Genomic DNA, 13,568 nt, shown 5'->3' on the forward strand with positions numbered 1-13,568 from the left:
CCCGCCCTGCGGGTCCGGAGCAAGCCAAACTCTCCCAACGCTTCCCCCCCCCCCTCCCCCCCCCCCCCCCCCCCCCCACCACGCCCCCCCCCCCCCCCCCCCCCCCCCCCCCCCCCCCCCCCCCCCCCGCCATTGCTTCGCTTAGGTTCTGCCCGGCTATTCCTCGTGGTGCGGCTCGAAATAGGTGCGGGACGGGGCCACGAGCGGCGTCCCGATGGGCAGGTCCACAGTGAGGGCCTCGCCGTTCGAGAACACGAACGTGAGCTCGACCGTGGAACCCATCTTCAGGTCCTCCTTGAGCCCGTCCAGGACGAGGAAGGAGCCGGTCGTGGGCGCCAGACGCACATAGGAGTCCGGGGCGAGCTCGATCTCGAAGTCCCGCTCCCCCACCAGCTCGGCGACGGGCGCTTCAGGGGTCTCGGTCGCAGTCGTGTCGGCGGTCGGCGACGCCTCGTCGCCGGTGGGCGTCTCGGAGGCGTCGGCCGTAGGCGACTCGGACCCGTCGGTCTCCGGTGTCGCCGACTCGTCTTCCGCGGGGGTCGTCGCCTCGCTTCCGGGCGTCTCCTCTTCGGCGACGATGACGTCGGCCGCGAGGATGACGGCCTCGGCGTCAGGGCTCGTCACGGCTTCGAGGACTACGGGCTCCTCGCCCTGGTTGTCCATCCAGATCCGCAGCGGGGCCTGTCCGCCCGCGAGGTAGAAGCCCCGCTCGCCGAAGTCCACCTGCATGTCGCGCAGCGCTATGGTCCCGGCGTCCGCGTCGATGCCCGAAATCGCCGGGACCGTCTCGCTGGTCTGGGTGGACCTGCTGGCTCCGCAGCCCGCGAGGGCCAGTCCCACTACCGTCAAGGCCGCGGCCCAGCGGACCCCGGCCGCCACCGCGCTCGCTTCTCGTCTCTCCACAAGCGCCACCTTAAGCTCGCGAGGGCGCCCGCCCCGGCCGCGACATACCGGGCACCGCGCACGCACTTCCCGGAAACAGCCGGTGCCGCGTGACATATCACATGCCACATAGCACTCCCGCCTTCCGAGACGCCCGCTTGACGCCTCGCCCGCTTGATGCGCCGCATGTTTGACGCACCGCTCAGCCGCGAGCGGTCCACATGACGCGTCACATGTCATATGGCACTCCCGGTGGGCGAGACAGCGGTCAGGTGGAGCGGTGGCGGCTCACCGCGCGGTGGTCGAGGGCGGCGAGGACGCGGTCGACGAGGACCGGGTCGTTCCCGGGCGAGGACCGCAGCTGCAGGACCCTGGCGGTGGCGGCGGAGAGCATCTCGGCCTCGATGCGCTGGAAGGTGTCGAAGCGCTCGGCGAGCTGTTCGGTGTCGGGGTCCTCGCGTTCCTCGACCATGGCGGTGATCTGCGCGGACCGGTGGTCGAAGCGCCGCTCCATCGCGGCGGCGACCTCGTCGTCCACTTCGCCCTCCCGGCGCAGGTCCCGCAGCCGCTCGGTGGCGGCCCGGCCCGCCTCCTGCATGAGGGAGCGCAGCGCGGCGGTCTCCTTCTCGGCGTCGGCGCGCACGCCGAGGAACGCGATCAGGCCGGGCAGGGTGAGGCCCTGCGCGACCAGCGTGGCGAGCACCACGACCACTGACAGGAACTGGATCTGCTCGCGACCGGGGAACGGGGCGCCGTCGGCCGTGTACTCCGGGATCGCCAGCGCGGTCACCACGGTGACGACGCCGCGCATTCCGGCCCAGGCGGTGACGACGGCCAGGCGCGGCTGGCTGCCGAGGCTGGTCCAGCCGATGCCTTTGCGTCCGAGGAAGATCGCGATGGCGAGCCAGAGGGCGCGGACGGCGATCACGGCGCCCGCGACGGCGAGGGCCTTCCACAGCAGGTCGGTGACGCCGGAGCCGATCGCGTCGATGATGTCGACCAGTTCCATGCCGACGAGGCCGAAGGTGAGGGCGATGAGGCCGGTTTCGAGGACGTCCCAGACGGAGCCCTGGACGAGGCGGCCTTCGAAGTCGTCGGGGTCGTTGGAGCGGGCGACGAGGTAGAAGGCGGCGCAGATGACGGCGAGGACGCCGGAGGCTTTGACGACGTCGGCGAGGAGGTAGGCGATGTAGGGGGCGGTGAGGCCGAGTGCGGTGCGCACGCGGCTGTCGGCGACGAGGGAGCCGAGTCTGACGAGTATCCAGCCGACGCCCAGGCCGATCGCGGCGGCTACGGCGGAGTAGGCGAACAGTCCTGCTGTCCACAGTGCTGAGACTGATCCGGTGACGACGCCGATGACGGCGACGTTGTAGAGGGTGAGGGCGGTGACGTCGTTGAACAGGCCTTCGCCTTCGAGGATGGTGACGAGGCGGCGCGGGAGGCCGAGCCGGTCGGCGACGGCGGTGACGGCGGCGGCGTCGGGCGGGGCGCAGATCGCGCCGAGGACGACGGCGGCGCCGACGGGCAGGACCGGGCTGATGGTTGCGGCCAGGGCCGCGACGGCGGCGGTGGTGATGAAGACGAGGAGGACGGCGAGGAAGAGGATGGGCCGCCAGTTCGCGGCGAAGTGCCGCCATGAGGACTTGCGGGCGGCGGCCCAGAGGATCGGGGGCAGGAGGACCGGCAGGAGGTGTTCGGGGTCGAGGTCGAGTGCGGGCATGCCGGGGATGAGGCCGAGGGCGAGTCCGTAGAGGCAGATGAGGACCGGGGCGGGGATGCGCATCCATTCGGCGGCGGCGGTCAGGAGGAGCCCGCCGACGGCGAGTGCGAACAGGATCGCGACCAGTTCCATGCGGCCTCCGACGCGGGGGTACTCGAAATGTTCGGGCACACCCTACGCCCGCAGGTTCAGGATCGCCCGCAGTCGGCCGTGGGGTCGCCGTTTTGCCGCTATTGTGCCGCTTATGGCCACTGTCGACACTGCCGAGCGCGCGGAAGCCGCCGAGCCCGCGCCGCCCGTGCTGAGCAAGTCCCGCCGCAACCTCGTGTTCGTCACGATCATGCTCGGCATGCTCATGGCGGCGCTGGACCAGACGATCGTCTCCACCGCGCTGCCGACGATCGTGGCGGACCTCGGCAGTGCCGGGCACATGGCGTGGGTGGTCACGTCCTATCTGCTCGCTGAGGCGATCGCGTCGGCGGTCGTCGGCAAGTTCGGCGACATGTTCGGGCGCAAGGCGATCTTTCAGATCAGCGCGGTCGTGTTCGTCGGCGGTTCGGCGCTCGCCGGGTTCAGCGACGACATGATCTTCCTGATCGTGTCCCGTGCGATCCAGGGGCTCGGCGCGGGCGGCCTGATGGTGACGGCTATGGCGCTCATCGCCGACGTGATCCCGTTGCGCGAGCGCGGGAAGTACCAGGGTGCGATGGGCGCGGTGTTCGGCGTGACCACCGTGCTCGGTCCGACCCTGGGCGGCCTGTTCACCGACCACCTGTCGTGGCGGTGGTGCTTCTACGTGAACGTGCCGATCGCGGTGGTCATGATCGCGATGGCGGCGGCGACGATCCCGCGCGTGCGGTCGGCCGTGAAGCCGGTGATCGACTACCTGGGCCTGATCCTCGTCGCGATCGGCACGACGCTGTTGATCCTCGCTCTGGAGTGGGGCGGCGACGAGTACGCGTGGGACTCGGTGGAGATCCTCGGCATGTTCGCTGGGGCGGCGGTCGCGATCGTCCTCTTCGTGGTCGTCGAACGCCGTGCGCCGGAGCCGATCCTGCCGATGTGGCTGTTCGCGAACCCGGTGTTCACCGTCTCCTCGGTCCTGAGCTTCATCGTGGGCTTCGCGATGCTCGGTGCGATGACGTACCTGCCGACGTACCTGCAGTACGTGGACGGGACCTCGGCGACGGTGTCGGGGTACCGGACGCTGCCGATGGTCGCGGGCATGATGGCCATGTCGATCCTGTCGGGCTCGGTGGTGAGCAAGACGGGCCGGTACAAGATGTTCCCGATCATCGGCACTGGCGTGATGGCGATCGGGCTGTATCTCATGTCGACGATGGGCACGGACACGAACGTCTGGCAGGAGTCGCTGTACATGCTCGTGTTCGGTATCGGGCTGGGCCTGGCGATGCAGGTGCTGACGATCGCCGTGCAGAACACGGTGCCGTACGCGCAGATGGGCGCGGCGACCTCGGGCGTGACGTTCTTCCGCACGGTGGGTTCGACGTTCGGCACCGCGATCTTCGGGACGCTGTTCACCAACCACAGCACGCCGCTGCTGGCCGCGGCGTACGCCGAGTCGGGAGTGGATCCGGCGGTCGCGGCGAGCCCGGCGGCGCTCCACGAGCTGCCCGATGCGTTGATCGCGCCGATCGTGCAGGCCTACGCGGACTCGATCGACTTCGTGTTCTTCTGGACCGTGCCGGTGGCGGCGGTCGGCTTCGTCGTGGCGTGGTTCCTCGTCGAGCGGCCGCTGCACGACGCGACGCGCGGACGCGCCGCCGACATGGGCGAGGGGTTCGGCGCGCCGGACCCGGCGCCGTCGGAGGAGCGGCTGGCGCGGATGATCGCCGATGTCATGCAGCGCGAGCGCAAGACGGTGTTCACCGAGGTGTACCAGGCGACCGACAGCCTGCTCGACCGTGCGGACGCGTGGGTGCTGCGGCAGGTCTACATGCTCGAGCGCGCCGGTGAGGAGGCGACGGTCCGCAAGATCGCCGCCGCGCACCGGGTCCCGCCCGAGGTGCTGACCCCGGTGTTCGGCCAGGCGGTGCGGACCGGGCTCATCGCGGTCGCGAAGGGGCGGCTCAGTCTGACGCCGCAGGGCAGGGGCGAGTTCGAGCGGTTCATCGCGGTGTGGCGGCGCTGGCTCGACGCCCACCTCGACGACTGGGACCTCGCCGACCCCGAGGACCGCAAGGTCTTCGACCGCGCCGTCACCCGCATCGCCCGTGCGATCGCCTCCGAGGAGTCCCCGGACTGGGACCGCCAGGCAGCCACCCGTTCATGACCCGCGCCCCGGGCGCGGACCGATCCGCCGCACGCCGCACGCCGCCCGTTCACGCCTTCGCAGCAGGCTCCATGTGTCCATCGACTCGGCGCTGGAGGGCGAGCGGGTTGTCGTCGTGGAGCGCCTCGGGCAGCAGCGGTTCCGGTGTGGACTGGTAGGCGACCGGCCGCACGAACCGGGCGATCGCGCCCGTGCCCACCGAGGTGTACCGGGCGTTCGTCGCCGCGGGCCACGGGCCCCCGTGGTGCTGCGCGTGGGTCACGGCGACGCCCGTGGGCCAGCCGTTCACGATGACGCGGCCCGACCGCTCGGCGAGCAGCGGCAGCGCCGCCTGCGCGACCGGATCGGCCGAGGTCGCGAGCTGGACCGTCGCGGTGAGCCCGCCCGGGAGCTGCGGCAGGACCCGTTCCAGTTCGGCCGCATCGGTATAGGTGAGCACGAGGGCGGTCGGCCCGAAGCACTCGTGGAGCAGTGTGTCGTCGCCGTCGATCGCGGCCGCCGGTGCCGCGACCAGGCCCGACGTCACCCCGAAACCACTGTCGACCGCGGAAGGCTCGACCGCGAAGCGCGCCAGAGGATGCGCGGCGAGCCGCGCCGCTTCCGCCGCGTACGCCTCCCGGATGCGGCCGTTCAGCATCGGGTGGACCTCCTTGGCCCGCACGGCCGCCGCCAGCGCCTCGTCGAGTCCGTGGCCTTCGGGCAGGAAGAGCAGTCCGGGCTTGGTGCAGAACTGTCCGGCGCCGAGCGTCATCGACGCCGCGAACTCCTCGACGAGGGCGGCCCGGCGCTGGGCGACGGCTTCGGGGGTGACGACGACGGGGTTGAGGCTGCCGAGTTCGCCGTAGAACGGGATCGGCTCGGGCCGGGCCGCGGCCTCGTCGGCCAGGGCCCGGCCGCCCGCGATCGACCCGGTGAAGGCTCCGGCTTTGATGTTCGGGTCGCGGATCAGGTCGAGTCCGGCCTGGAAGCCGCCGACGACGGTGAACAGGCGCGGGTCGGCGCCGTGCTTGCCGAGCGCTTCGGCGATGACGGCGCCGAGGAGGACCGCGGTGGCGGGCTGGGAGGCGTGGGCCTTGGCGACGACCGGGCATCCGGCGGTGAGCGCGGCGGCGGTGTCGGTTCCGGCGACGCCGAAGGCGAGCGGGAAGTTGGAGGCGGCGTAGACGGCGACGGGCCCGAGCGGGACGTTCCAGCGGCGCAGGTCCGGGCGGGGCGGGGTCGCGCGCGGGGCGGCGTGGTCGATCACGACGTCGAGGACCGCACCGGACTCGGCGTAGGCGGCGTACTGCTCGAACTGGCCGGTGGTGCGGGCGAGTTCGCCGCGCAGGCGGGTCTCGCCGAGGCCGGATTCGGCGTCGGCGAGGGCCACGATGGCGTCTTCGCTGGCGCTGAGGGCGGCGGCGATGGCGCGCATGAGGTCGCCGCGTTCGGCGGGGCGCATCGCGGCGAGACCGGGCGCGGCGGCGCGGGCGGCGGCCGCTGCCCGGGCGACTTCCTCGGGCGCGGTCTCGGCGATGGGCTCGCCGAATGCCGTTCCGGTGGTCGGGTTGACGCTGCGCAGTGTGTCGGCCATGAGTGGCGGCGCTCCGTTCGGTCGTTGGTGCGGTGGCGCCGTGGGGCGCGGTTCCAGTATGGGAAGGCCCGCGGGCGGGGTGGCGGCGGCGTTCGGGGCATCGGGCCCCGGTGTGCGTGATGGTCCGCCGCTGATCGCCACCCGTTGCCCGCGGGACCCAGCATCCGACTATAGTATGTGACATATTACTGATCCAGATCGGTGCGCGGCCAATGCCGCCGCGGGCCGGCTCCGAGGTCGCGAGCGGGTCACCGCACGGGCCGCGGCAGTACCATGTCACATGTCATCAAGATTGGAAGCCCCATGTCGGCACTCGAATCGCGCCCCTGGCGCGGCGTCCTCGTCGCCACCGCCCTGCCGTTCAACGACGACCGCTCGGTCGACTTCGCGGCGTTCGACGAGCACTGCGCCTGGCTGGTGGCGAACGGCTGCGACGGCGTCACCCCCAACGGCTCCCTCGGGGAGTACCAGACCCTTACCGACGCCGAGCGCGCCCAGGTCGTCACCACCGCCGTGGCGGCGATCGGCGGCGAGCGGGTCATGCCCGGCATCGCCGCATACGGCGCCGCCGAGGCCCGCCGCTGGGCCGAGCAGGCCCGCGACGCCGGGTGCGGCGCGGTCATGCTCCTGCCGCCCAACGCCTACCGGGCCGATGAGCGCTCCGTGATCGCCCACTACGAAGAGGTCGCGAAGGCCGGCATCCCGGTCGTGGCCTACAACAACCCGATCGACACCAAGGTCGACCTCACCCCCGAGCTGCTGGCGAAACTCCACGCCGAAGGGCTCATCCAGGCCGTCAAGGAGTTCTCCGGCGACGTGCGCCGCGCCTACCGCATCGCCGAGCTCGCCCCGGAACTCGACCTGCTCGTGGGCGCCGACGACGTGCTGCTCGAACTGGCCGTCGCGGGCGCCGTCGGCTGGGTCTCGGGTTACCCCAACGCCCTCCCGAAGTCGACCGTGGCGCTCTACAAGGCCGCCGTCGCGGGCGACCTGGCGACCGCCCTGCCGCTGTACAAGCAGCTGCACCCGCTCCTGCGCTGGGACTCCAAGGTGGAGTTCGTGCAGGCCATCAAGCTCTCCATGGACATCGTCGGCCGCAAGGGCGGGCAGTGCCGCCTCCCCCGCGTGCCGCTCCTGCCCGAGCAGGCCGCCGAGGTCCGCACCGCCACCGAGCAGGCCCTCGCGGCCGGGCTCGCCTAAGAGGAGGACCCATGCGCAGCAGGCTCGTGCTCCAGACCGTCGAATCCCACACCGAGGGCATGCCGACCCGGGTGGTGACCGGCGGCGTCGCGCCGATCCCCGGTGCGACCATGATGGAGCGCCGCGACCACTTCGTCGAGCACCTCGACCACGTTCGCGAGTTCCTCATGAACGAGCCGCGCGGGCACGCCGCCATGAGCGGGGCGATCCTCCAGCCGCCGACCCGGCCCGACGCGGACTGGGGCGTGCTGTTCATCGAGGTCTCCGGCTGCCTGCCGATGTGCGGGCACGGCACGATCGGGGTGGCGACGGTGCTGGTCGAGACGGGCATGGTGCCGGTGGCCGAACCGGTCACCACGGTCCGCCTCGACACCCCGGCGGGCCTGGTCCAAGTCGAGGTGCGGGTCGAGGACGGGGTGGCGAAGGACGCCACGCTCGTCAACGTCCCCGCGTACTCGGTCGGGCTCGACCGCGTCGCCACCCTCAAGGACGGCCGCGAGATCCGCTACGACCTGGCGTTCGGCGGGAACTTCTACGCGTTCGTCGACCTCGACGACCTCGGCCTGCCCTTCGACCGGGCCGCCAAGAACGAGCTGATCGCGGCCGGGCTCGACATCATGGAGGCGGTGAACGCCGAAGCGGAGCCGGTGCACCCGCTGGAGCCGTCGATCCGGGGCCTCCACCACGTCTACCTGACGGCGCCCGGCTCGGACGCGAAGCACTCCCGGCACGCCATGGCCATCCACCCGGGCTGGTTCGACCGCTCGCCTTGCGGCACCGGCACTTCCGCGCGCATGGCGCAGCTCCACGCCCGCGGGCTGCTCGGTCTCGGCGACGAGTTCGTCAACGAGTCGTTCATCGGCTCGCGGTTCACCGGCCGCCTCCTCGGCGAGACCGAGGTCGCCGGGATGCCCGCTGTCATCCCGTCCGTCACCGGCCGGGCCTGGATCACCGGTACCGCCCAGTACACCCTCGACCCCGAAGACCCCTTCCCCAGCGGTTTCATCCTCTAGGCCCTCCCGCATACTGTGACGCGCCACGTGTGACATACCACTGAGGAGGTCCTGATGCCAGCTCGAACAGGAGCCGCGCCCGCCGTCGCGATGACCCTGCCCGAGATGGGCGGGCGCCGCGCCAGCTACCGGGAGCGCATCGGCGAGGCCCTGCGGGCCGCCGTCATCACCGGCGAGCTCGCCCCGGGCAAGGTCTACTCGGTGCCGGTCCTCGCCGAGCAGTTCGGCGTCTCCGCCACGCCCGTGCGCGAGGCGATGCTTGACCTCGTCAAGGAGGAACTGGTCGAACCCGTGCCCAACAAGGGCTTCCGGGTGAAGGTCGTCTCCGAGGCGCAGCTCGACGAGTACACCAAGCTGCGCGAACTCATCGAGATCCCCACTACCGTGGCGCTCGCGACGACCGCCGACCCCGCCGACATCGAGGCGCTGCGCCCGCTCGCGCAGGCCATCATCGACGCCGCCTCCGAGGAAGACCTCATCGCCTACGTCGAGGCCGACATGCGCTTCCACCTGGAGATGCTCGCCCTCTCCGGCAACCAGACCCTCGTCGAGACCGTGCGCAACCTGCGCCAGCGCTCGCGCCTGTACGGCCTGACGGCCCTCCTGGAGCTCGGCGAGCTGGAGGAGTCGGCCGGGGAGCACATGGAGATCCTGCACGGCCTCCTCACCCGCGACCCGGAGTACGTGCAGCAGGTGATGGAGCTGCACCTCAGCCACGTCAGGGGCTCCTGGGCGCAGCCTGCCTGACCCGGACACGCGAAGCGGCCGTGAGCGTGATGCTCACGGCCGCTTCGCGTTGCGTCTGATCAGTGGTCGTCCCAGTGCCCGGCGTGGGCGGCGTGGCGGTGGCCGTCGTGCACGTAGTCGTGGTGGTCGCCGTGGGCGACCGCGACGTGCCCGCAGCCCTTGCCGTGCTGGTGCGCGTGCCCGTCGTGGACGAGGTGCCCTTGCGGCTCGCACTCGTCGAAGTGCTCCCCGTGAGCCCGGTGCAGGTGCCCGTCGTGGGCGTAGTCGGTGTGGTCGCCGTGCAGCACTGCGACGTGTCCGCAGTCTTTGCCGTGGTGGTGCGCGTGCGCGCCGTGTTCCTTGTGCGCGGCCATGTCGCCGCCCCTTTCAGTCTTTCCCCGTTGCGGGCCGGCGCGAAGGCGCGGCCCGGTGTCACCGTAGCGTCCCGCGGCGCCCGTTTTGAACGCTTTTCACGAACCGGTGGGACGGGTTCCCGACATTCCGGGGCCGCGCTCGGCGTCGCGTATCGCCGCGGCCGCGTTGATGAGCCCGATGTGGCTGAAGGCCTGCGGGAAGTTCCCGAGCATCGCGCCGGACGCGGTGTCGATCTCCTCCGACATGAGTCCGAGGTCGTTCGCGCAGGCGGCGGCCTCCTCGAAAACCTCGCGGGCCCGCTCGGTCCGGCCGGTCAGGGCCAGCGCCTGGGCGAGCCAGAACGTGCACATGACGAACGCGCCCTCGTCGCCTTCGAGCCCGTCGGTCCCCGCTTCGTAACGGCGCACCAGGCCGCGCCGGGCTTGGAGCCGCTCGGCGATGACGTCGACGGTGGAGACGACGCGCGGGTCGTCGCCGGGGAGGAAGCCGACGGCGGGCAGGAGGAGGACGGCCGCGTCGAGGTCGTCGCCGTCGAACGCCGCTCCGAAGGCGCCGAGTTCGGGTTTCCACGCATGGGTCTCGATGTCCTCGCGGATGCGGTCGCGGACGGCGGCCCATCCGGCCGCGAGCTTGAGCGGGTGGCGGTGGGCGGGGATGGTGTCGTCGGCTTCGACGAGTTCGGCGTGCTTGACGGCGCGGTCGAGGGCGACCCAGCACATGAGCTTGGAGTACGTGTAGTGGCGGGGTTTGCCGCGGGACTCCCAGATGCCGTGGTCGGGCCTTCCCCATTGGTCGGCGGCGGCGTCGGCGACGACGGTGAGGAAGTGGCGGGCGGCCGCGTCGAGGTGGTCGAGGTGGGGGCGCAGACGCCAAGCGGCGTCGAGGAGTTCGCCGTAGACGTCGAGCTGCGGTTGGCGCCAGGCGGCGTTGCCCACGCGCACGGGGCGCGAACCGCGCCAGCCGGAGAGGTGCGTGAGTTCCCTTTCGGACAGGTCGTGCTCGCCGCCGACGCCGAACATGATCTGGAGCGGACTCTGCGGGAGGTAGTGGGCGGCGGCACGGGTGATGAACTCGAAGAACGCGATGGCCTCCTCGGTGCATCCGGCGGACGCGAGCGCTTGGACGGTGAAGCTCGCGTCGCGGATCCACGAGTAGCGGTAGTCCCAGTTGCGTCCGGCGCCGACGGCTTCGGGCAGTGAGGTGGTGGGGGCGGCGACGATGGCGCCGGTGGGCTGGTATCGGAGCGCTTCAAGGACGAGGACGGAACGGCGCACGAGGTGGGGCAGGGGGCCGTCCCAGGCGGGGTGTGCGTCGCTCCAGTGCTGCCAGCCCTGGATGGTCTCCTCGAGTTCGGCGTCGACGGCTTCAGGAGTCCAGGTCGCGGGCGGTTCGTCGGCCAGCCCGGCGGATTGGGTGACGAAGCGGAGCTTGTCGCCGGTGTGGAGGGTCATTCGGGTGTGGGCGCTGTCGTCGGTCTCCAATGGGATGGGGCTGGTGAGGACGAAGCGGACGGGGCCGCCGGTCGCGAGGACGCCGCCCGGGAGGGCCGTGAAGATGGGTTTGACGAGCCCGAATTCGGGGCGCGGTTTGAAGTCGAAGTCGATCTCGACTTCGCCGGCGGTGCATTCGAGGACGCGGATGGTGGCCCTGGGGGCGCGGGAGGCGAGCCTGAGCCGGATGCCGGTCTCGGCTTCGACCGAGGGGCCGATGGCGAAGGCGTCGATGAGGTGGGCGGTACCGGTGGCGGTGGTGAAGACGGTGCGCAGGACGAAGGTGTCGCCGACATAGGAGCGTTCGCTGGTGAAGGGGCCGGAGGGGCTGATCGACCAGTGGCCGGCGTCGGGGTCGAGCAGGCGGCCGTAGACGGCGGGGCTGTCGAAACGGGGTCGGCAGAACCAGTCGATGGAACCTTCGGAGGAGACGAGCGCGGCGCAGCGGCGGTCGGAGAGGAGTGCGTAGTCCTCGATGGGGCGGCTGTAGTCGGCCGGGTCCGTCGCCGGGACGTCCTGTCGGTCCATTGTGCGTCTCCTCGCCTTCGGCCCTGGCGGCATTGTATGGCGCGCAGCGGGAGCCTCGGTGGCGTTCGGTGGCATATGCCATGCGACATGTGACATACCACTGGCATCCACGGGGTAACGGCCGGGCGGCGGGCGATCCTGGAGGGCTCGGGCGCCCGTGACAGGTGAGGCGCCTTCCGGTTTTGTGACCCGGGACAAGTCCCCGACCACTAGAAATGAATACGGTTTTCATTTGGATATGGTTCCGGAGCGTACCGTCCGAACCTCCCCGTTGGAGTCCTCCCTTGCCTGTCTCCCGCCGTTCGCTCCTCGCGGCCGCCTCCACTGCCCCGGTCCTCGGCCTGGCCGCCTGCTTCTCCGAAGGGCCCGAGGGAACCGGCGCGTCCGGGCGGATCCGGGTCGCGCACATGCAGCCGCCCCGCTCCGCGCTCTCCCCGCTCACCGACGACGCGTTCAAACTCTCCCGCTGGGCCACCGCCGAGACGCTGGTCGTCCTCGACCCCGACGGCAACGCCCTCCCCTGGCTCGCCACCGAATGGGTCCGGGACGGCAGCACCTGGACCTTCACGCTCCGCGAAGACGTGGTCTTCCACGACGGCACCGCGTTCACCGCCGAGGCCGTCGCGAACTCGCTCACCGTCGCCGCCCAGGCCGCACCGAAGCCGCGCATCCTCGACGGCGTGGACCTCACCGTCGCCGCCGCCGGGAACACGGTCGCCGTCACCACGGCGAGCATCGATCCCCTGCTCCCCCACCGCCTGTCATCCCCGCAGCTGTCGATCCTCGCCGCGAAGGCCTACCGCGACGGCATCGTCGACCCGGTGGGCGCGGGCACCGGCGCGTTCGTCCTCACCGCCGTCGACGGCACCTCCTCGGCCGCGCTCGACCGCAACGACGACTGGTGGGGCGGCGACGTCCTCGCCGAAGGCATCGACGCGTCGTTCATCCCCGACGGCACCGCCCGCGCCGGGAAGCTCCGCGCGGGCGAGGCCGACATCGTCGAATCCATCCCGGTCTCCCAGGCGGGCCTGCTCGAACCCGACCAGATCACCGAGGTGCCCATGCCGCGCACCTGCACGCTCTACCTCAACTGCTCGACCGGGCCATTCAGCGACCCCGGCGTGCGCGCCGCCGCCCGCGAGGCGATCGACGCGGCCCTCATCGTCGACGGCGTCTACGACGGCAGCGCCGACCTCGCCGAAGGCCTGCTCGGCCCCGCGATCCCGTGGGCCGCCGAACGCGCCGGACGCACGCAGCCCACCGCCGCGGCAGAGGCCACGGGCACCTCGATCACGTTGGGCACCTTCACCGACCGGGCAGAACTGCCCGAGGTCGCGCAGGTCCTCCAGCAGCAGCTGCAGGACGCCGGGTTCACCGTGGCACTCGACATCCGCGAGTACGCGAACATCGAGGCGGACGCGCTCGACGGCGCGTTCGACGCGTTCCTGCTCTCGCGCGCGACAGTCCTGGACTCCGGCGACCCGGTCGCGTACCTGTTCTCCGACTTCGGGTCCGTCGGCTCGTTCAACCTCTCCCAGTTCGCCGACGACGGGGTCGACGCGGCCCTCGAGACGGCGTCGGCGGCCGAGCCCGGCGAGGAGCGGCGCGCGGCCGTGCTCGCGGCGGAGACGGCGATCCTCAACGCGGACGCGGCCGTCCCGCTCCTGCACGAACGGGTCATCCAGGGCGACGCGGCGGGCGTCACCGGGTCCATCAAGGACCCGCGCGAACGCGAACTCGTCGGCCCCGAGACCCGCGTGGCGTAGCG

10 protein-coding genes are annotated in these 13,568 nt (G+C 71.5%); 5 read left to right on the forward strand and 5 right to left on the reverse strand.

Going from position 1 to position 13,568, the window contains the following annotated elements; all coding sequences use genetic code 11:
* Positions 1-156: 156 nt before the first annotated feature.
* Entirely contained in the window at positions 157-903 is a 747-nt protein-coding gene (locus ACZ60M_RS06245; RefSeq protein WP_465415256.1) for a copper chaperone PCu(A)C domain-containing protein, read from the reverse strand.
* A 247-nt stretch (positions 904-1,150) separates the two neighbouring features.
* On the reverse strand, positions 1,151-2,734 hold the full coding sequence (locus ACZ60M_RS06250; RefSeq protein WP_465415258.1) for a cation:proton antiporter: 1,584 nt from the start codon (positions 2,732-2,734) through the stop codon (positions 1,151-1,153).
* A gap of 112 nt (positions 2,735-2,846) precedes the next feature.
* Between ACZ60M_RS06250 and ACZ60M_RS06255 the strand changes: the two genes are divergently transcribed.
* On the forward strand, positions 2,847-4,895 hold the full coding sequence (locus ACZ60M_RS06255; protein WP_465415260.1) for an MDR family MFS transporter: 2,049 nt from the start codon (positions 2,847-2,849) through the stop codon (positions 4,893-4,895).
* A gap of 49 nt (positions 4,896-4,944) precedes the next feature.
* Here ACZ60M_RS06255 and ACZ60M_RS06260 read toward each other — a convergent pair whose 3' ends face one another.
* On the reverse strand, positions 4,945-6,468 hold the full coding sequence (locus ACZ60M_RS06260) for an aldehyde dehydrogenase (NADP(+)) (protein ID WP_465415261.1): 1,524 nt from the start codon (positions 6,466-6,468) through the stop codon (positions 4,945-4,947).
* Between the two features lie 303 nt (positions 6,469-6,771).
* Here ACZ60M_RS06260 and ACZ60M_RS06265 point away from each other — a divergent pair, with 303 nt between their 5' ends.
* Genes ACZ60M_RS06265 through ACZ60M_RS06275 form a run of 3 tightly spaced genes read left to right on the forward strand, consistent with a single transcriptional unit; the run spans position 6,772 to position 9,428 of the window.
* Positions 6,772-7,668: a dihydrodipicolinate synthase family protein gene (locus ACZ60M_RS06265; RefSeq protein ID WP_465415263.1), complete on the forward strand. Its 897-nt coding sequence runs from the start codon at positions 6,772-6,774 to the stop codon at positions 7,666-7,668.
* A gap of 11 nt (positions 7,669-7,679) precedes the next feature.
* The gene (locus tag ACZ60M_RS06270; protein ID WP_465415264.1) at positions 7,680-8,681 is read left to right on the forward strand and encodes a proline racemase family protein; all 1,002 of its coding nucleotides are present in this window, start codon (positions 7,680-7,682) and stop codon (positions 8,679-8,681) included.
* A 54-nt stretch (positions 8,682-8,735) separates the two neighbouring features.
* The gene (locus ACZ60M_RS06275) at positions 8,736-9,428 is read left to right on the forward strand and encodes a GntR family transcriptional regulator (protein ID WP_465415266.1); all 693 of its coding nucleotides are present in this window, start codon (positions 8,736-8,738) and stop codon (positions 9,426-9,428) included.
* A 59-nt stretch (positions 9,429-9,487) separates the two neighbouring features.
* On the opposite strand, the gene ACZ60M_RS06280 is transcribed toward ACZ60M_RS06275, so the two are convergent.
* Together ACZ60M_RS06280 and ACZ60M_RS06285 are read right to left on the reverse strand one after the other, a co-directional pair.
* Positions 9,488-9,781, reverse strand: a complete 294-nt coding sequence (locus tag ACZ60M_RS06280; protein WP_465415268.1) for a hypothetical protein — start codon at positions 9,779-9,781, stop codon at positions 9,488-9,490.
* A 96-nt stretch (positions 9,782-9,877) separates the two neighbouring features.
* Positions 9,878-11,800, reverse strand: a complete 1,923-nt coding sequence (locus ACZ60M_RS06285; RefSeq protein WP_465415270.1) for a glycoside hydrolase family 15 protein — start codon at positions 11,798-11,800, stop codon at positions 9,878-9,880.
* Between the two features lie 284 nt (positions 11,801-12,084).
* On the opposite strand from ACZ60M_RS06285, the gene ACZ60M_RS06290 reads away from it, so the two are divergent.
* Complete coding sequence (locus ACZ60M_RS06290) at positions 12,085-13,566, forward strand: ABC transporter substrate-binding protein (RefSeq protein ID WP_465415272.1); 1,482 nt, start codon at positions 12,085-12,087, stop codon at positions 13,564-13,566.
* Positions 13,567-13,568 lie beyond the last annotated feature (2 nt).

This window comes from Glycomyces sp. NPDC050141 (genome assembly GCF_055586545.1).